The organism is Sphaerotilus sp. (assembly GCF_013299175.1).
In the GTDB taxonomy this organism is placed as follows: Bacteria; Pseudomonadota; Gammaproteobacteria; order Burkholderiales; family Burkholderiaceae_C; genus Sphaerotilus.
On the sequence record NZ_JAAFKF010000002.1, the window covers coordinates 36,221 to 54,193 of the forward strand.

Below are 17,973 nucleotides of genomic sequence, written 5' to 3' on the forward strand. Positions count from 1 at the left end.
CCCCGAAATCTTGTCCCTCCGATGCCCCAGAATGCACGCCATCTCTGCCTGTTCGACCTCGACGGCACCCTGATCCCCATCGACTCCGACCACGCTTTTGGTGAATTCATGGTCGCGATCGGCTGGGCCGACGGCGAGACCTTCCGCCAGCGCAACGACGCTTTTTACACCGATTACCAGGCCGGCACGCTCGACCTGCCGGCCTACATCGCCTTCACCACCGCGGCATGGCGCGACCGCCCGCTGCCCGAATCGGCCGCGGCGCACCAGCGTTTCATGGCCGAGGTGCTGCGCCCGAACGTGCAGCCGCAGGCGCTGGATCTGGTGCGCTTCCACCAGCAGCGCGGTGATCTGGTGGCCATCGTCACGGCGACCAACGAATTCGTCACCACCCCGATCGCCGCCGAGTTCGGCGTCGATCACCTGCTGGCCGTCCAGCTCGAACGCCAGCCCGAGCCCGACGGGCGCTGGGCGGGTACCATCCGCGGCACGCCCACCTTCCGCGAAGGCAAGGTCGGCCGGGTCCACGACTGGCTCGCCGGTCTGGGCCACCGCCTGAGCGACTTCTCCGGCATCAGCGTCTACAGCGACTCGCCCAACGACCTGCCGCTGCTGGAATTGGCCACCGAACCGGTGGCGACCAACCCGAGTCCCGCACTCGAAGCCACCGCCCGCGAGCGCGGCTGGCGCATCCTGCGGCTCTTCCCATGATCAAGAAATTCATCGACAAACTGCTGGGCAAATCGGCCAGCCCCGTGACCGGCAAGGCCAGCGCGGTCCCGCCCACCCCCGCCACCGCTGCCGAGGTGCCCGCCTTGGCTGGCCCGGTGATCGGCGTGCGCGTGGAGGTGCCCGTGTCCGAACACGGCATCAACCCGGCGCTGCTCGACGAACGCGCCATCAAGGTGGTCACGACGCTGCAGGACGCTGGCTACGAGGCGTATGTCGTCGGCGGCGCGGTGCGCGACCTGCTGCTCGGCCACCGCCCCAAGGACTTCGACGTGGCCACCAGCGCGACGCCGGAGCAGGTGAAATCGCTGTTCCGCCGCGCCTTCATCATCGGCCGGCGCTTCCGCATCGTCCACGTCGTGCATGGCCGTGGCCGCGAGCACGAGGTGGTCGAGGTGTCCACCTTCCGCGCCTACCTCGACGCCAGTGCTGCCGAGCAGGTGGCGGGCAACGAGAAGACCTCGAAATCCGAACTCGCCGGCAAGAGCCACGTCGTGGACGCCAGCGGCCGGGTGCTGCGCGACAACGTCTGGGGTCCGCAGGACGAGGACGCGGCGCGGCGCGATTTCACCGTCAACGCGCTCTACTACGACCCGCGCCGCCAGATCGTCGTGGACTACCACCACGGTCTCGCCGATGCCAAGAAGCGCCTGCTGCGCATGATCGGTGACCCGGTGACGCGCTACCGCGAAGACCCGGTGCGGATCATCCGCGTCGTGCGCTTCGCGGCCAAGCTCGGTTTCGAGATCGAACCGGGCACGCGCAAGCCGATCCGCGCCTGCGCCGACCTGCTCGCCAACGTGCCGGCCAGCCGCTTGTTCGACGAGATGATCAAGCTGCTGCAGACGGGGCATTCGCTCGCCAGCCTCGAAGAGCTGCGCAAGCAGGGGCTGCACAAGGGCATCTTCCCGATCCTCGACGCGGTGCTCGACGACGCGCACCAGCACGACGGCCGCGAGCAGTTCATCCAGCGTGCGCTGGCGGACACCGATCGCCGCGTCGGCGAGGGCAAGCCGGTGGCGCCGAGCTACATGCTGGCGTGCATGCTGTGGCACGACGTGCAGCGCCGCGCCGCGCAACTGCGCAAGCAGGGCGAGACCCCGACGCCTGCGATGCAGCAGGCCACCGACGCCGTGTTCGACGCCCGCGTCGGTGACATCTCCGGCCGCGGCAAGCTGGCCGCCGACATGCGCGAAATCTGGCTGATGCAGCCGCGTTTCGAGCGCCGCACGCCGTCGTCCGCCTTGTCGCTGGTCGAGCAGCCGCGCTTCCGGGCGGGTTTCGACTTCCTGCGCCTGCGGGCCGAATCGGGCGAGGCCGAGCTGGAGCTGGCCCGCTGGTGGGAGACCTTCTCCACCGCCAACGACGCCACCCGCGAGGAGTTGCTGACCGAAGCCCGGGTGCAGGACCAGGCCCGCCGCGCGGCGGGGGGCGCTGCGGCGGCTGCGCGGGGTCCGGCAGCGGAGAGCGACGCCGTCGCCGCAGGCGTGCCGGCGCCGGCTGCGCGCAAGCGCCGTCGCCGCCGCAAGCCCGCGGGCGAGCGTGGCGCCGCACCGGCTGTGGATGACAGCGCAGGCTGATTCCACGGCGCCCACCGCGCGGCTGGCCTGCATTGGCCTGGGGGCCAACCTCGGCGATGCGGCGGCGGCGCTGGACGCGGCGTGTGCCGCCCTGGCCGCGCTGCCCGATACCGAGTGGATCATGGCGTCCGGCCGCTGGCGCAGCCGACCCGTGGCGTCGAGCGGGCCGGACTACCTCAACGCCGTCGCCTGTGTCCGCACCTGCTTGTCGCCAGAAGCCTTGCTGGAGGCACTGCTGGCGATCGAGCTGGACCACGGCCGCGAGCGCCCTTACCGCAACGCCCCGCGCACGCTCGACCTGGACTTGCTGCTCCACGGCGATCTGCAGCGCCAGACTGCGCGGCTCACCCTGCCACATCCGCGCATGGCCGAGCGGGCGTTCGTGCTGCTGCCGCTGCTGCAGGTGTGCGCTGCACTGCCAGGACAAGTCCACCTGCCGGACCACCTCGCGGGCGGTGAAACCTGGGCCGCACGGGCACAGCGCCTCGCCACCGCACAGGGCATCGCGCCGGCCTGAACTGCCCAGAATCGTTCGGGTTACGCAGGGCGTGAATTCCTGACGCCTGCGGCTAAACTCGCCCCGTCTGGCCCCGCCCTGATCTTTTCCCTGAAGTTCCCCTGGAGTCCCCACCATGTTGTTCGGCAAGCTGCTGCCGCGCGAAGGCAATTTCTTCGAGCTTTTCAACACGCATGGCGAAGCCATCGTCACCGGTGCCCGCGCCTTCCTGGCCATGGTCCAGAACTATGGTGACGCGGCATTGCGCGAAAAATACGCGGCGGAAGTCGATGACGCCGAACATGCCGCCGACAAGGTCACGGCCGAGGTCAACCGCCTGCTGCACAAGACCTTCATCACGCCGATCGACCGCGAGCAGATCCACGGCCTGATCAACGCGATGGACGACATCCTTGACTTGCTGCAGGACACTTCCGAGACGATGTCGCTCTACGACGTGCGCCACATGACCGAGGACGTGCTGCGCCTGAGCGAGCTGTCGGCCAAGTGCTGCGAGCGGGTGGCGCACGCGGTGACGCTGCTGTCCAAGCTGAGCCAGAGCAGCGTGGCGGAGGCGACCATCAAGACCTGCGAGGAAATCGACCGGCTGGAGTCCGATGCCGACCGGGTGATGCGCTCGGCGATGTCCAAGCTGTTCCGGGAGGAGCAGGACATCCGCGAGCTGATCAAGCTCAAGGCGATCTACGAGCTGCTGGAGTCGATCTCCGACAAGTGCGAGGACGTGGCCAACCTGATCGAGGGCATCGTCCTCGAAAACTCCTGAGCGCGCGGAGTCTGTTCACATGAATGGTGTACAGGTCGGTTTCTGGGTGATTGCCTTGCTGGTGGTGCTGGCGATCGCGTTCGATTTCATGAACGGTTTCCACGACGCGGCGAACTCGATCGCCACCGTGGTGTCCACGGGCGTGCTCAAGCCGCAGCAGGCGGTGCTGTTCGCGGCGTTCTTCAATGTGATCGCGATCTCGATCTTCCAGCTCAAGGTGGCCGCCACGGTCGGCAAGGGCATCGTCGAGCCGGGCATCGTGGACCACTACGTCGTGTTCGGCGCGCTCATCGGGGCGATCACCTGGAACGTGGTGACCTGGCTCTACGGCATCCCGTCCAGCTCGTCGCACGCACTGATCGGTGGCATCGTCGGCTCGGTGATCGCCAAGGCAGGTGTCACGGCGCTGATCGGCACGGGCGTGTGGAAGACGGTGGCGTTCATCTTCGTGTCGCCGCTGCTGGGCTTCCTGCTGGGGTCGTTGATGATGGTGCTGGTGGCGTGGCTGTGCCGGCGCACGCCGCCGCTGCGGGTGGACAAGTGGTTCCGGCGGCTGCAACTGGTCTCGGCAGGGCTGTACAGCCTGGGCCACGGCGGCAACGACGCGCAGAAGACCATCGGCATCATCTGGATGCTGCTGATCGCCACCGGCTACACCCAGGCTGGCGACAAGATGCCCCCGAGCTGGGTCATCTGGTGCTGCTACATCGCGATCGGCCTGGGCACGATGTTCGGCGGCTGGCGCATCGTGAAGACGATGGGCCAGAAGATCACCAAGCTCAAGCCAGTGGGTGGTTTCTGCGCCGAGACGGGCGGGGCGATCACGCTGTTCCTGGCGACGGCGCTGGGCGTGCCGGTCTCGACGACGCACACCATCACCGGGGCCATCGTCGGTGTCGGCTCGGTGCAGCGGGCCTCCGCCGTGCGCTGGGGCGTGGCGGGCAACATCGTGTGGGCGTGGATCTTCACGATTCCCGCGTCCGCCACGGTGGCCGCCATCGCCTACTACGCGGGCACCCGGCTGTTCTGATCTGAGCCAGCGCCGCCGGGCCGCCTGCGGCTCAGCGGCTGATCTGGTGCGCGGCTTCGACCTGCGCTTCGAAGTAGCGTTGCAGCGTGAAGGTGATCGACGACAGCAGCATCGTCGCCCCCAGCAGCAGTGCTGCGACCACGCCGAGCACCGTGCCCCAGCCCGCCGCCGGCGAACCCTGGCCAGCGGCGGCGCCGGGGTTGTAGCGGGCATCCCAACGCTCGTCGCTGGTCAGCCCGCAGAGGATGGCGGCGAGCATCCCCGCCGTGATCGACAACCCGCCCAGCGGCAGCAGCCACGGCGCGGCGGTGTCGTCCAGCCCGAAGGCGGCCATGCGCTGCACCCCGGCCATGCCCAGCAGCGTCAGCGGCACATGCACCCAGCCCCACACGTCGCGCAGGCCGTGCAGATAGAACCGGTGCAGCCCGAAGCCGCCTCCCACCACGGCGAGCCAGGTCGCCAGCGTTTTCGATTTCACGGCGCTCATGTCGAGGCTCCAGCGTGTCCAGGGAGGGCGATGGTGGGGGCAAGTGTGTCCCCTGCGCCCAGCGAGCGTTGCATCATCACAACATCCAGCCAGCGGTCGAACTTCCAGCCCACCGAGCGCATCACGCCCAGCGTCTCGAATCCGCAGGCGCGGTGGACGCCGATGGATCCGTGGTTGTCCGAGTCGCCGATCACCGCGAGCAACTGCCGTGCCCCGAGCGCGGTGCAGCGTGCCACCAGCTCCGCCAGCAGCAACCGGCCCAGCCCCAGCCGGTGGGCGCGTGGCGAGAGGTAGATCGAATCCTCCAGGGCGTAGCGCCACGCGGGGCGGGCGCGGAAGTGGTTGGCATAGGCGTAGCCAAGCACCTCGGGGCCGTGGCCGAGGTCGTGCTCGACGACGATCCAGGGCAGCCCCTTGCCGAGCACATCGGCGCGGCGGCGGGTCATCTCGGCGAGGTCGGGCGGGTCGATCTCGAAGGTGCCTGTACCGTGTGCGACGTTGGCGGCGTAGACCGCGGTGATGGCCGGCAGGTCGGCTTCCTCGCTGGGGCGGATCATGGGAGCGTTCATGGAAGTCCGGGAGAGTTTATAATCTTGGGTTTTCCGACGACGGCTGACCGGCACCATGCCACGCAGCGCGATCTAACGGGGTCGGGAAGAATGGGGTTGTCGCGTGAAGCTCGCATGAAGTTGCGGTCTGCATGCGGCATTGTCTGATCTGCTGGCCTGAGTGTCTCCTGGTCGCGTGGGTCTCTGGTTTTGCCTTCTATACCTTTGATCAAGGAAACATCATGGTCGTGATTCGTCTTTCCCGTGGCGGCGCCAAGAAGCGCCCGTTCTACAACCTGGTCGTGGCCCACAGCCAGAACCGCCGTGACGGCCGCTTCATCGAGCGCGTCGGTTTCTACAACCCGGTGGCCTCCGGTCAAGCCGAAGCCCTGCGCGTCGCCTTCGACCGCGTGGACTACTGGACCAGCGTCGGTGCGCAACTGTCGCCCACCGTCGAGCGCCTGATCAAGCAAGCCAAGTCCACGGTCGCTGCGCCCGTCGCCGTCGCTGCCTGATTGCACTTGCTGTTCCTGCCCTGACCGCCCCGAGCGCCCCCACCATGACCGTGACCACTCCCGATGACGCCGTGGCCTGGCCCGATGACGCCATCGAGGTCGCGCGGGTGGCCGACGCCTGGGGCATCAAGGGCTGGCTGCGGATCCAGCCCTACGCGGCGGATCCGCAAGTCGTGCGCAAGGCACGGCACTGGTTCCTGCAGCCACCCGCCGGCAAGCCGCGCGCCAAGGATGCCCCGGCGCTGCCCAAGGTGCTGAACGTCACGCTGGTCAAGGAGCACAGCGATGGCATGGTGGCCTCCGTGCGCGAAGTCGCCGACCGCAATGGCGCCGAAGCGCTGCGCGGCGCCCGCATCTTCGTGTCGCGTTCGATCTTCCCGAAGACGGACGACGGCGAGTTCTACTGGATCGACCTGATCGGCCTGAACGTCGTCAACCGCGACGGCGCAGTGCTCGGTACGGTCGCCGAAATGCTCGACACCGGTGCCCACAGCGTGATGCGCCTGACCGCCGAGAGCGTCGATGCAGCGGGCGTGCCCGGTACCGTCGAATGCCTGATCCCCTTCGTCGCCGCCTACATCGACGATGTCAGCCTGACCGAGCGGCGCATCGTCGCCGACTGGGGCCTGGACTACTGACGCTGCCGCGCCTGCTGCACCCGCTGTGCGCTTCGACATCGTCACCCTGTTTCCCGAGCTGTTCGACCCGTTCCTGAAGGTCGGCGTGACGCGCCGCGCCTACTCGACCGGGCAGGTGGACGTGCGCCTGTGGCCGCTGCGCGACCACGCCGACAACACCTACCGCCGCATCGACGACCGCGCCTACGGCGGCGGTCCCGGCATGGTGATGCTGGTCGAGCCGCTGGAGCGTGCGCTCGCGGCTATCCGCCAGGACCGTGCCGAAGCGGCAGGCGCACCCGTCCTCCTCTTCAGCCCCGCGGGCGCCACGCTGACCCAGTCGCGGGTGCAGGCGCTGGCGGCCAGCTCCGGCGCGATCCTGGTCTGTGGCCGCTACGAGGGCCTGGACCAACGCTTCATCGACCGCCATGTGGACGAAGAGGTGAGCCTGGGCGACTTCGTGTTGTCCGGCGGCGAGCTGCCCGCGCTGACGCTGCTGGACGCCGTGACCCGCCTGCAGCCCGGTGTCCTGAACGCCGCCGCCTCGCACGAGCAGGACAGCTTCTCGGACGGGCTGCTCGACTGCCCGCACTACAGCCGCCCCGAAACGCTGGGCGAGGACGCCGTGCCGCCGGTGTTGCTGTCGGGCCACCACGCCCACATCGCCCGCTGGCGCCGCGAGCGTCAGCTGGAGCTGACGGCCCGCCGCCGACCCGACCTGATCACGGCGGCACGCCAGGCCGGCCGCCTGAGTCGGGCCGACGAGCAGTACCTCTCCAACATCCGGCTATAATCGCGGGCTTTGATCCTCTGCCTGAAGGAAGTCCGGTGTTCGGCATGAACGCTGGCCCTTGCCGGCACGATCGCCTGGAGTCCCCATGAACCTGATCCTCGAACTTGAGCAAGAAGAAATCGCTCGACTCAACAAGACCATCCCCGTCTTCGCCCCCGGCGACACGGTGATCGTCAGCGTCAACGTCGTCGAAGGCACCCGCAAGCGCGTGCAGGCTTACGAAGGCGTCGTGATTGCCCGCCGCAACCGTGGCCTGAACAGCAACTTCATCGTCCGCAAGATCTCCAGCGGCGAAGGCGTGGAACGCACGTTCCAGCTCTACAGCCCGCTGATCGCCAACATCGAAGTCAAGCGCCGTGGCGATGTCCGCCGCGCCAAGCTGTACTACCTGCGCCAGCGCAGCGGCAAGTCGGCACGCATCAAGGAAAAGCTGGCCTGATCGCTGGCTCACCCGCCGACCCAGGCATCCTGCACGCGGGATGCCTCGATCACCAAGCCGCCTCCGGGCGGCTTTGTCGTTTTCGGCCTATCCTGAAACCCATGTCCCGACGCCCGACCCTCATCCGCGATCCACGCGCTGTGCCGGTGGCCAGTGCCGACCACCACCTGCCCGCGCTGACCAGCGATCGCCTCACGCCGGCACAGATCAAGGCCCGCTTTGCCGCGCCGCCCGACTGGCAGCCGGAGTTCCGCGGCGATGGGGGTGGCCCGCTGGCCGAGCGCGTGCCTGCCGCGGCGGCGGTGCTGGTGGCACTGGTGGCACGCGAGGACGGCCTGCATGTCCTGCTGACGCGCCGCACCGACCACCTGCGCGACCACGCCGGGCAGATCAGCTTTCCCGGTGGGCGGGTCGATCCGGGGGAAGTCGACCCCGTGGTGACGGCGTTGCGCGAAGCCCGCGAGGAGATCGGCCTGGCCGCCCGGCACATCGAGGTCATCGGTGCGCTGCCCACCTACACCACCGTCACGTCCTACGTCGTGACACCGGTCGTGGCGCTGGTGCATCCGCCGTTTGCGCTGGAGATCGAGGGCGGGGAGGTGGCCGAGGCGTTCGAGGTGCCGCTGGCCTTCCTGATGGCGCCTGCTCACCACCAGGTCCACGTGTTCGACACGCCCGACGAGCGCCGCCAGTTCCTGTCGATGCCCTGGCGTGGCCCGTCGGCCGACGGAGACGAGCGCGACTACTTCATCTGGGGTGCCACGGCGGCGATGCTGCGCAACCTCTACCGCTTTCTGGCGGCCTGATTGTTCATGCGGGTGAAGGCTGATGCCGTGTCGTTGTTCACGCCGTTATCATTGAGAGCATGAGTTTCCTCGCCGTCCTGTTGGCTTTGATCGTCGAACAACTGCGGCCCCTGCCGCAGGGCAATCCCGTCCATGAAGCCCTGATCGACTGGGCACGCTGGACCGCGCGCAACTTCGACGCCGGCCGCGAGCACCACGCCTGGGTGGTCTGGGCCGTCACGGTCTTCACGCCGGCCTTGCTGGCCTGGGGCGCCTTCGCGCTGCTGCACCAGCAAAGTCTGCTGCTGGCACTCGGCTTCAACCTGCTGATCCTCTACCTGACGCTCGGTTTCCGCCAGTTCAGCCACTACTTCACCGACATCCGCGACGCGCTGGAGCAGGGTGACGAGGACCGCGCCCGCCGCGTGCTGCAGGAGTGGCGCCACCTCGACGCCAGCGAACTGCCGCGCACCGAGCTGCTGCGCCACGTCATCGAGCACGCACTGCTGGCCGCCCACCGGCATGTGTTCGGCGTGTTCTTCTGGTTCGTGCTGGGGTCGGCGCTGGGGCTGGGGCCGGTGGGGGCGGTGGTCTACCGGATGTCCGAGTTCTGCGCCCGCTACTGGGCCTTCAAGATCCGCGCCCAGACGGCACCCGTCAACGGTGCCCTGATGCTGCGCTCGCAGGCGGCGTTTTCGGTGCTCGACCATGTGCCGGCGCGGCTGACGGCGGCGGGCTTCGCGGTGGTCGGCAATTTCGAGGAGGCGGTGGACTGCTGGCGGCAGTGCGCGGGCCTGTGGAAGCAGTCGAACGACGGCATCCTGCTGTCCGCGGCGGCCGGTGCCTGCGGTGTCTCGCTGGGTGGGGCCGATGCGCCGACGCTGGGGTCCGGTGCGGCGGGCTACGCCGTGGCCTTGCCCGGCGAGTTGCCCGTGGATGGCCAGGGCAGCACCCCCGGCGCGCCGCCCGCCCTGTCCCACCTGCGCACGGTCGTGGGGCTGGTGTGGCGCTCGATGGTGCTGTGGATGATGTTGCTGGCGCTGCTGTCGCTGGCGAACCGGTTGGGTTGATCAGCCCTTCAGGGTCTGCAGCGTCAACCCGCCCGCCAGCCCGATCATCATCACCGCCACTCCGGCGTCGAAGACGCGCCAGGTGTGCGGCCGGCGAAACAGCGGCGCCAGCCGGCCCGCCATCCACGCCAGCCCCGTGAACCACAGCAGGCTCGCCGTCATCGCCCCAGCCGCGAAGCTCCAGCGAGCGTCCCCTTGCGCATTGGCCAGCGAACCCAGCAGCACCGTGGTGTCGAGCCACGCATGGGGATTGAGCCAACTGAACGCCGCCGCCTGCACCAGCGCGGCCGACAACGCCAGCGGCGTGCCTCCTTGCGCGTCGAGTCCTGGCCCCGCAGGGTGCCACGCCCGCCGCGCCGCCCGCAGGCCGTAGACCGACAGGAACAGGATGCCCGCCACCGTCAGCAGCGCAATCGCCAGCGGAAAGCGCGTGGACACCGCCCCGATGCCCGCGGTGCCCAGTGCGATCAGCGCCGCATCCGACAAGGCGCACACGGCGACCACCGCCGCCACATGCTCGCGCCGAATGCCCTGGCGCAGGACAAACGCGTTCTGGGCGCCGATGGCCATGATCAGACCGGCGCTGGCGGCCATGCCGAGGAAGTAGGTGGACGTGTTCATGCCGTGCAGCGTAGGGGGCGCTCGGTGTGCAGTACAGCTAAACTTCCTAATCATGATTAAGCTGTACTTCACCCCATGATCGACCTCGTCGCGCTGCGTGCGCTGTCCACCGTGCTGCGGCTGGGCAGCTTCGAGCGTGCGGCGCGGGAGCTGCACGTCACGCCGTCCGCGGTGTCGCAGCGGGTGAAGGCGCTGGAGGAGCGGCTGGGCTGCGTGCTGCTGGTCCGCTCGGCGCCCGTCACGGCCACGCCGGAAGGCGCGCGCCTGTACCGCCACTACCTGCAGATCGAGATGCTGGAAGCGGATCTGCAGAACGATTTGCAGCCGCTCGCCGAGGCAGGCACCCCTGGTAGCCGCTCGCGCAGCATCCCCGTGGCCGTCAACGCCGACAGTCTGGCGACCTGGTTCATCCCGGCGATGGTCGATTTCCACACCCGCAGCGGTGACACGCTGGCGCTGCACGTCGATGACCAGGACCACACCCGCGAGTGGCTGAAAAACGGCACAGTGTTCGGGGCGGTCACGGCGGCGGCCGAGCCGGTGGGCGGCTGCCGGGTCGATGCGCTGGGGGTGATGCGCTACGTCGCGGCGGTCAGCCCGGCGTTTGCACAGCGGTATTTCTCGGGCGTGACGCTGGCGGAGGGTTTCCGGCGGGCGCCGATGCTGGTCTACAACCAGAAAGACCAGATGCAGCACCGCTTCCTGTCGCAGGTGATCGGCGAGGACTGCACGCCGCCGCAGTGGTGGGTGCCGTCGGCGCAGGGGTTTCTGGACGCGGCCATCGCCGGGCTGGGCTGGGGGCTGCACCCGGTGCCGCTGGCCGCCGCGGCGTTGAAGGCGGGCACGCTGGCGGACCTGTGTCCGGGGCACAGCATTTCGGTGGCGCTGTATTGGCAGAGCTGGCGGCTGGACTCGGCCAGTGTGCGCACGCTGCGGGACTGCGTCTGGCGGGCGGCGTCGGCGGTGCTGGAGCCGGCCTGACTTCACGCCGCATCGATCAGGCTTTCCACCCCGTGCCGAGAGCGCCCCATTTCATGTCGCAGCCAGTCCAGGAACAGCATGCGCCGCGTGTCGCCCCTGAACGGGGTCGGTGACAGCAAGACGTATTCAGAACCATCCGGCAGGAAGCCGAACGGCGCGACCAGACGTTCATCGCGCAGATCCTCTTCCACCATGTAAGCCGACCCGATCGTCATGCCCAGGCCCGCCCCCGCCGCCTGCAAGCTCAGATAAAAATGCTCGAAATGCTCTGATCCGGCCGCCTCTGGACTGTGACCACCCACGTCAAACCACCGCTGCCATGCGCTTGGTCGTGTGCGCGAGTGCAGCAACTTGTGTTTGCGGGACGCTGGCAGGTCGGACGCCATGGCCAATGCCACGCTGGGTGTGCAGACCGGCCCCGTCAATTCGGGTGCCACAGGTTCGGCATGGCAGTGCGTGCCCCAGTTGAAATCGTTGCGCCGCAAGGCGAGGTCCACCCGGTCGCGGGCGAAGTCCACCGGTCCCCCGGCCGTCAGCAGGTGGATCTGGTGTTGCGGAAAGCGTTCACGGAACGCTGGCAACCGGGGGATCAGCCAGCGCATGGCGATGGTTGGCTCGCACGACAAGACCAAGGGCAATTCCACGGTGGGCGCCTTCACCTGACGCAGGGCTTCCGTCAGCCGCTCCATGGCTTGCGTACACGCTTCCAGCAGGATCTTTCCCCGAGGGGTCAGGAAGACGGCCCGGTTGCGCCGATCGAAGAGATCCACTCCCAGCGACTCTTCCAACTGCTTGATCTGGCGGCTGACCGCCCCGTGTGTCACATGCAACTCGTCCGCCGCCCGCACGAAGCTCTCGTGACGGGCCGCCGCCTCGAACACGCGTAAGCTGTTCATCGGCGGGATGCGGCTGTCGAAAGGTGATTTTTTCTCACTCATGGGCGTGAGTATAAATCGATTATCAATTTCAAATTCGTCATGGAGAATATTGACTTGACTTGGTCTTCACCCGGACCAGTTACCACCAAAATATACCCGATGCCATGATCGAACTTGCTGCCGTAGCGACCATTACTATTTTGGCTGTCATCAGTCCGGGTGCAGATTTTGCGATGGTGACACGCAACAGCCTTATTCATGGCCGGTCGGCCGGACTGCTGGCTTCGCTGGGCATTGCGCTCGGCGTTCAGTTGCATGTGCTGTACACCATGCTGGGTGTCGGTCTTGTGCTTCAGAATTCCCCGGGGCTTTTTTCGACTGTCAAATTGCTTGGTGCCGTCTATCTGGTCTACGTAGGCTACAAGACCTTTTTTACCCCTCTGCCGTCGAGCAGCAGCGCGACACCACTCAAGAAGCTTGGTGCGTTCGACGCATTGCGCACAGGTTTTTTCACCAATGCACTGAACCCTAAAACCACCCTTTTTGTAGTCAGTGTCTATACGCAAATCATTCAACCAGAAACATCCATTGCCGTGCAAGTGGGGTATGGATTATTCATGTCACTGGCGCACTGGATATGGTTCAGCCTTGTGACGGTGTTTTTTTCGGAGGAGCACCTGCGTTCAAAGATGGTGCATCACCAGCGCGTACTGAATCGCATGATCGGCATCATTCTGGCAGGGCTTGGTTTCTGGCTTGCGTTGACATGAATTGCAGGTGGCGCTGATTCAGTAATGCGTGCGCCCCAGCTCGTCCCGCACTTCCAGGTAGATCCGATGCCGCGACGGCGCGATGTCCCCGCGCCCCAGCGCCGCCAGCACCGCGCAGCCCGGCTCGTGGTCGTGGCTGCAGTTGGCGAAGCGGCACTGGCCGAGGTAGCGCGACAGGTCAGGCATCCACGCGGCGAGGTCTTCCACCGGGATGTGGCGCAGGCCGAACTCCTGGAAGCCCGGCGAGTCGATCAGCGCGCCTTTGTGCGCATCGTCGAGCCAGTACCAGCGCGTGTGCGTCGTCGTGTGGCGGCCGGAGTTCAGCGCCACCGAGATTTCCCGCACGGGTGCCGCCGCGTCCAGCCCGAGCAGGTTCACCAGCGTGCTCTTGCCGGTGCCGGACGGGCCGAGCACCAGCGTCGAGCCTGTCGCCAGCAGGTCGGTCAGGCGGGCGCGGGTCTCGTCCGGCTGCGCCTTGATGGCCACCTCGATCACGTCGTAGCCCATCTTCACGTAAGGGGCCAGCCGATCGCGGGCGAGTTGCGCCGACTCGATCAGGTCGATCTTGTTCAGGAGGATGCTGACCTTGATCCGCGCCTGTTCCGCCGCGACCAGCGCACGGGCGAGCTGGCTCTCGCTGAACACCGGCTCGGCGGCGACGAGGATCAGCAGCCGGTCCAGGTTGGCGGCAAACGACTTGGTTTTCCACTCGTCCTGGCGGTAGAGCAGGTTGTCGCGTGGCTCCAGCGACTCGATCACGCCCTCGTTGCCCAGCGTGTCGGTGGGCTGCCAGCGCACGCGGTCGCCGACGACGCACTGGCTTTTCTTGCCGCGGGTGCTGCACTTGATCTCGCGGCCCTCCGGTGTCTCGACGATGTAGTGGCGGCCGTGGCCGGCGATGACGAGGCCGATGTCGAGTTCAGGTGTGGGCATGGAGGGCGGCAAGGCGTTCGGACGCGGGGGGGTGGGAGTAGTGGAAACGCACGTACAGCGGATCGGGCGTCAGCGTGCTGGCGTTGTCCTCGAACAGCTTGAGCAGTGCGGAGGTCAGGTCGGCGGCGCGGGCCTGCACGCTGGCGTAGGCATCGGCCTCGAACTCGTGGCGGCGCGACGTGGCGGCCATGAGCGGCGTGACGAAGAAGCTGAACACCGGCCCGGCCAGCGTCAGCAGCAGCAGCGCGAGGCCATGGTTCGGCGCCATCAGGTTCGGCTGCACCCCGAGTCCCGTGTAGAACGCCGGTTGGTTCATCAGCCAGCCCAGCAGCGCCAGCCCCGCCAGCCACACGCCCATCACCGTGGCCATGCGCTTGGGCACATGGCGGTGGTGGAAGTGGCCGAGTTCGTGGGCGAGCACGGCCTCGATCTCCTCGGGGGACAGCCGGGCCAGCAGCGTGTCGAAGAAGACCACGCGCTTGCTGCTGCCGAAGCCGGTGAAGTAGGCGTTGGCGTGCGCCGACCGCTTGGAGCCGTCCATCACGTACAGCCCCTGCGCCTTGAAACCGCAGCGTTGCATCAGCGCCTGCACGCGGCCTTTCAGCGCCTCGTCGGCCAGCGGGTGGAACTTGTTGAACAGCGGCGCGATGACCGTCGGGTAGAGCACCTGCATCAGCAGCGTGAACCCCGCCAGCACCGCGAACGCCCACAGCCACCACAGCGCCCCCGCCGCCGCCATCAGCCACAGCACCAGCGCCAGCAGCGGCACGCCGACCGCGACGCCCACGACCGTGCCGACCAGCGCATCCTTGAGCCACAGCGCCCAGGTCATGCGGTTGAAGCCGAACTGCTGCTCGATGCGGAAGGTGCGCCACAGGTCGAAGGGCAGGTCGATCACGCTGCCGATCAGGCTCACGACCATCAGCAAGGCGACTTGGTAGCCGAGTTCACCCCAGCGCGGCAACGCCCAGTCGCGCACGACGACGTTCACCGCGTCCAGCCCGCCCAGCAGCGTCCAGCCCAGCAGCATCACGCCGCCCCACGCGGTGGTGAGCAGCTCGAAACGCTGGCGGGCGATGGTGTAGTCGGCGGCTTTCTGGTGGGCCTCCAGCGACACCACATCGGCGAACGCTGGGGGCACGGCGGCGCGGTGCTGCGCGACATGGCGGATCTGGCGGCTGATGAGCCACAGGCGGGTGCCGAGCATCGCCACGAGGGCGGCGGCAAAGGCGAACGTCACGGCGAGCGAATGCATGCGCCGATTCTCGCCGATGGCGCGTGGGAAAATCCCGGCTTCTCCTGGAGCCCCTGATGACCGAGCCGACTGCCGCCGCTGCCCTTGCCCCCGTCCTTGCCCGCCACGACCAGAACCTCGTCTGGGTGGACATGGAAATGACCGGACTCGACCCGGCGACCGACCGCATCATCGAGATCGCCGTCGTCGTCACCGACCCGCAACTCACCGTGCGCATCGAAGGCCCGGTGATCGCCATCCACCAGTCCGACGCGGTGCTCAACGGCATGGACGCCTGGAACAAGGGCACGCACGGCAAGAGCGGCCTGATCGACCGCGTGAAAGCGTCCACCGTGACCGAGGACGAAGCGGCGCAGCAGGTGATCGCCTTCCTGAAGCAGCACGTCGGCGCCAAGCTCTCCCCGATGTGCGGCAACACCATCTGCCAGGACCGGCGCTTCATGGCGAACTACATGAAGAAGCTCGAAGCCTTCTTCCACTACCGCAACGTCGATGTCTCCACGCTGAAGGAGCTGGCGCGGCGCTGGCAGCCGGGGCTGGTCGAAGGCTTCAAGAAACACCAGAAGCACACGGCGCTGGCGGACATCCACGAGTCGATCGACGAGTTGCTGTACTACCGGGCGCACATCCTCAAGGTGTGAGGTGTGAGGTGTGAGGTGCGCCGGTCGATGGCGTGCGCTGCTGGCTACTTGCGCGCCAGATAGACGCCCGCCATCGCGATCACCATCCCCCCCATCGCCACCGGGCTGAGCGCCTCGCCGAACAGCGCCCACGCCACCACCGCCGTGCAGGGCGGCACCATGTAGAACAGGCTGGCGACGTTCACCGCGCTGCCCGAGCGGATCAGCAGGTTCAGCAGCCCGACCGCCCCCAGCGACAGCACCAGCACCAGCCACCCCAGCGCGAAGACGAACGGTCCCGAGGACCAGTCGATGGCGCGGTCCTCGGTGGTCCAGGCGAGCACGCCGGTGACCAGCAGGCACGGCACGAACTGCGCCACCGCCCCGGTGCGGACATCGAAGCGCGGGCAGAACCGCTTCTGGTAGAGCGTGCCGGCCGTGATGCCGAGCAGGGCGATCAGCGCCGCCGGCAGGCCGGGCAGGTGGGCGAGCTGGCCGAGCGTGTGCAGATCCAGCCCCGCGCCTGCCAGCCGCGACGACAGCACCAGCACCACGCCCACCAGCCCGAGCACCAGCCCCAGCCACTGCTTCGGCCGCACCGCTTCCCCGAGCACCCAGCCCGCGCCCACCGCCGTCAGCAGCGGCTGCAGCCCCACGACCAGACTCGACACGCCGGCAGGCAGCCCCTGCGAGATGCCGGTGAACACGCCACCGAGGTAGACCGCATGGACCAGCAGCCCGGCCACTGCGAGGTGTCCCCACGCGCGCATTCCCTGCGGCCAGGGGGCACGCACCCACACCGCAGCCACCGCCATCAGCGCCACGACCAGCGCGTAACGTGCCGTCAGAAAGCCCAGTGGCGGCGCGTGGGGCAGGCCCAGCTTGGCGCCGATGAAGCCCGTGCTCCACAGCAGGACGAAGAGCAGCGGGGCGTGGCGGGTCCAGCCGGTGGTCGGGGGTGTGGTCATCGGAGCAGGGGATCGGGGCGCAGGCGCGGTGGACGCCAGTATCGCCGGATCGCCTGCGTCAGGGCGTTTCCAGCAGCCGCACCAGTTCGTCCCAGTACGGGGGTGGTCCGCCCCAGGTGTTTTCGTCGGCCTGCCACTGCCCGCCCGTGTTGGTCACGCTGAGCCAGGTGACATCGGCCTGGCGGGCGCGGGCCACGACGGACTGCAGTGCCGCCGCGGTCGTGGTGGTGTGGACCAGGTGCCACGGCTGCAGACCACGCTGGCGGGCCTGGCGCGTCACCTCGCCCAGCACGGTCTCGCGTTCGGCGTGGCTGGCGGCCGTGCCCTCGAAGACGACCACCGCTTCACCCGCTTGCAACCCGTCGAGCACGCAGGCGTCCGCGATGCCGGGGTTGAACGCCAGCCGCAGGGCCGGGCTGCCATCGCGGCGGTGTCGGGCCACGAGGGCGCGCAGCCGGGCGTATTCGGCGGCAAAGACGCTGCAGTCCCAGACGGTCGGGGCCATCTCGTCGAAGAACAGGCCGTCGAGCTGGGGCATCTGCGTCAGGTAGGTCGCCACTTGCGCCTCGATGCGTGCCCAGGTCTGGCACTGGCCGGTGAGGTCGCAGTCGTGGCGGAAGTAGCCGGTGGGCACGTAGCCGAGGTGGAACACGCCGCGCCCGCGCAGTTCGGCCGAGCGGAGCTGCCAGGTGGGCAGGGCGGCGATGGGGGTGTTCACCGTGCCGGCGGCGAGGATGCCCACGTCGGGGTTCAGCACCGCCAGACTGGCGGCGGGCAGCAGCCGGTAGGCATCGGCGCTGCTGCCCCAGTAGCTGATGGCCCCGAGTCCTGGCCGGAGAGCGGCCGTCTGTGCTGGGAGGGTGGTTGTCGCCGCAGCCACGGCCGTGTTGGTGGCGTCAGTGCCACCACAGCCGCACAGCAGCCAGGTGGTGGTCAAGAGCACGATGGCCTGCCGCCGCGCCGGCTGCAGGTGTCGCCAAGTGGTGTTCATCGTGCCAGCCCTCGGAAGGTGCAAGGAAAGTGATAGAAATGAAAAATCTATCGCATCCTAGCGACCGAGGCTGAGCGGTGGCT

At 67.9% G+C, this 17,973-nt stretch carries 22 protein-coding genes; 14 read left to right on the forward strand and 8 right to left on the reverse strand.

Features of this window, described 5'->3' with window-relative positions; all coding sequences use genetic code 11:
* The first annotated feature begins 21 nt into the window (after positions 1–21).
* From QZW52_RS00745 to QZW52_RS00765, 5 genes are all read left to right on the forward strand, one after another.
* Positions 22–711 carry an HAD family hydrolase gene (locus QZW52_RS00745; RefSeq protein WP_293994018.1) on the forward strand — a complete coding sequence of 230 codons (690 nt, stop codon included), beginning with the start codon at positions 22–24 and terminating at the stop codon, positions 709–711.
* Entirely contained in the window at positions 708–2,309 is a 1,602-nt protein-coding gene (pcnB, locus tag QZW52_RS00750) for a polynucleotide adenylyltransferase PcnB (protein ID WP_293994020.1), read from the forward strand. The genes QZW52_RS00745 and pcnB overlap by 4 nt, the downstream gene beginning before the upstream one ends.
* Positions 2,293–2,826 carry a 2-amino-4-hydroxy-6-hydroxymethyldihydropteridine diphosphokinase gene (folK, locus tag QZW52_RS00755; protein WP_293994022.1) on the forward strand — a complete coding sequence of 178 codons (534 nt, stop codon included), beginning with the start codon at positions 2,293–2,295 and terminating at the stop codon, positions 2,824–2,826. The genes pcnB and folK overlap by 17 nt, the downstream gene beginning before the upstream one ends.
* A gap of 115 nt (positions 2,827–2,941) precedes the next feature.
* Positions 2,942–3,589 (forward strand): DUF47 domain-containing protein, encoded by a 648-nt coding sequence (locus QZW52_RS00760; protein WP_293994024.1) that lies wholly within the window; start codon positions 2,942–2,944, stop codon positions 3,587–3,589.
* Between the two features lie 19 nt (positions 3,590–3,608).
* Positions 3,609–4,619: an inorganic phosphate transporter gene (locus QZW52_RS00765; RefSeq protein WP_293994026.1), complete on the forward strand. Its 1,011-nt coding sequence runs from the start codon at positions 3,609–3,611 to the stop codon at positions 4,617–4,619.
* A 31-nt stretch (positions 4,620–4,650) separates the two neighbouring features.
* Here QZW52_RS00765 and QZW52_RS00770 read toward each other — a convergent pair whose 3' ends face one another.
* Positions 4,651–5,106 carry a TM2 domain-containing protein gene (locus tag QZW52_RS00770; protein ID WP_293994028.1) on the reverse strand — a complete coding sequence of 152 codons (456 nt, stop codon included), beginning with the start codon at positions 5,104–5,106 and terminating at the stop codon, positions 4,651–4,653.
* The gene (locus QZW52_RS00775) at positions 5,103–5,675 is read right to left on the reverse strand and encodes a GNAT family N-acetyltransferase (protein WP_293994030.1); all 573 of its coding nucleotides are present in this window, start codon (positions 5,673–5,675) and stop codon (positions 5,103–5,105) included. Before QZW52_RS00775 ends, QZW52_RS00770 begins: the two co-directional genes overlap by 4 nt.
* Positions 5,676–5,896: 221 nt before the next feature.
* On the opposite strand from QZW52_RS00775, the gene rpsP reads away from it, so the two are divergent.
* The 6 genes from rpsP to QZW52_RS00805 all read left to right on the forward strand — a co-directional run bounded on the left by rpsP (position 5,897) and on the right by QZW52_RS00805 (position 9,873).
* Complete coding sequence (rpsP, locus tag QZW52_RS00780; RefSeq protein WP_293994032.1) at positions 5,897–6,169, forward strand: 30S ribosomal protein S16; 273 nt, start codon at positions 5,897–5,899, stop codon at positions 6,167–6,169.
* Between the two features lie 44 nt (positions 6,170–6,213).
* Entirely contained in the window at positions 6,214–6,807 is a 594-nt protein-coding gene (gene rimM / locus QZW52_RS00785; protein ID WP_293994034.1) for a ribosome maturation factor RimM, read from the forward strand.
* 25 nt (positions 6,808–6,832) lie between these two features.
* Positions 6,833–7,579 (forward strand): tRNA (guanosine(37)-N1)-methyltransferase TrmD, encoded by a 747-nt coding sequence (gene trmD, locus QZW52_RS00790; RefSeq protein ID WP_293994036.1) that lies wholly within the window; start codon positions 6,833–6,835, stop codon positions 7,577–7,579.
* An 85-nt stretch (positions 7,580–7,664) separates the two neighbouring features.
* Positions 7,665–8,018 (forward strand): 50S ribosomal protein L19, encoded by a 354-nt coding sequence (gene rplS, locus QZW52_RS00795; protein WP_293994038.1) that lies wholly within the window; start codon positions 7,665–7,667, stop codon positions 8,016–8,018.
* Between the two features lie 101 nt (positions 8,019–8,119).
* On the forward strand, positions 8,120–8,824 hold the full coding sequence (locus QZW52_RS00800) for an NUDIX hydrolase (RefSeq protein WP_293994040.1): 705 nt from the start codon (positions 8,120–8,122) through the stop codon (positions 8,822–8,824).
* 59 nt (positions 8,825–8,883) lie between these two features.
* A complete protein-coding gene (locus tag QZW52_RS00805) occupies positions 8,884–9,873 on the forward strand; it encodes a CobD/CbiB family protein (protein WP_293994041.1) in 990 nt (329 codons plus the stop codon).
* Here QZW52_RS00805 and QZW52_RS00810 read toward each other — a convergent pair whose 3' ends face one another.
* On the reverse strand, positions 9,874–10,494 hold the full coding sequence (locus QZW52_RS00810) for a LysE/ArgO family amino acid transporter (RefSeq protein WP_293994043.1): 621 nt from the start codon (positions 10,492–10,494) through the stop codon (positions 9,874–9,876).
* Between the two features lie 75 nt (positions 10,495–10,569).
* Here QZW52_RS00810 and QZW52_RS00815 point away from each other — a divergent pair, with 75 nt between their 5' ends.
* Positions 10,570–11,475 (forward strand): LysR family transcriptional regulator ArgP, encoded by a 906-nt coding sequence (locus QZW52_RS00815; protein WP_293994044.1) that lies wholly within the window; start codon positions 10,570–10,572, stop codon positions 11,473–11,475.
* Positions 11,476–11,477: 2 nt separating this feature from the next.
* Here QZW52_RS00815 and QZW52_RS00820 read toward each other — a convergent pair whose 3' ends face one another.
* Positions 11,478–12,413, reverse strand: a complete 936-nt coding sequence (locus QZW52_RS00820) for a LysR family transcriptional regulator (protein WP_293994047.1) — start codon at positions 12,411–12,413, stop codon at positions 11,478–11,480.
* Positions 12,414–12,517: 104 nt separating this feature from the next.
* Between QZW52_RS00820 and QZW52_RS00825 the strand changes: the two genes are divergently transcribed.
* Entirely contained in the window at positions 12,518–13,123 is a 606-nt protein-coding gene (locus QZW52_RS00825) for a LysE family translocator (protein ID WP_293994050.1), read from the forward strand.
* Positions 13,124–13,141: 18 nt separating this feature from the next.
* Here the strand turns inward: QZW52_RS00825 and rsgA are convergent, their stop codons facing one another.
* Both rsgA and QZW52_RS00835 read right to left on the reverse strand, forming a co-directional pair.
* Positions 13,142–14,056: a ribosome small subunit-dependent GTPase A gene (rsgA, locus tag QZW52_RS00830; RefSeq protein WP_293994052.1), complete on the reverse strand. Its 915-nt coding sequence runs from the start codon at positions 14,054–14,056 to the stop codon at positions 13,142–13,144.
* Positions 14,043–15,311, reverse strand: coding sequence for a M48 family metallopeptidase (locus QZW52_RS00835; RefSeq protein ID WP_293994055.1), 1,269 nt, complete (start codon positions 15,309–15,311; stop codon positions 14,043–14,045). Before QZW52_RS00835 ends, rsgA begins: the two co-directional genes overlap by 14 nt.
* 56 nt (positions 15,312–15,367) lie before the next feature.
* Here QZW52_RS00835 and orn point away from each other — a divergent pair, with 56 nt between their 5' ends.
* Positions 15,368–15,952: an oligoribonuclease gene (orn, locus tag QZW52_RS00840; RefSeq protein ID WP_293994058.1), complete on the forward strand. Its 585-nt coding sequence runs from the start codon at positions 15,368–15,370 to the stop codon at positions 15,950–15,952.
* A 44-nt stretch (positions 15,953–15,996) separates the two neighbouring features.
* Here the strand turns inward: orn and QZW52_RS00845 are convergent, their stop codons facing one another.
* Both QZW52_RS00845 and QZW52_RS00850 read right to left on the reverse strand, forming a co-directional pair.
* Positions 15,997–16,899, reverse strand: coding sequence for a DMT family transporter (locus QZW52_RS00845; protein WP_293994060.1), 903 nt, complete (start codon positions 16,897–16,899; stop codon positions 15,997–15,999).
* Positions 16,900–16,957: 58 nt separating this feature from the next.
* Entirely contained in the window at positions 16,958–17,890 is a 933-nt protein-coding gene (locus QZW52_RS00850) for a spherulation-specific family 4 protein (protein WP_293994063.1), read from the reverse strand.
* Between the last annotated feature and the right edge of the window lie 83 nt (positions 17,891–17,973).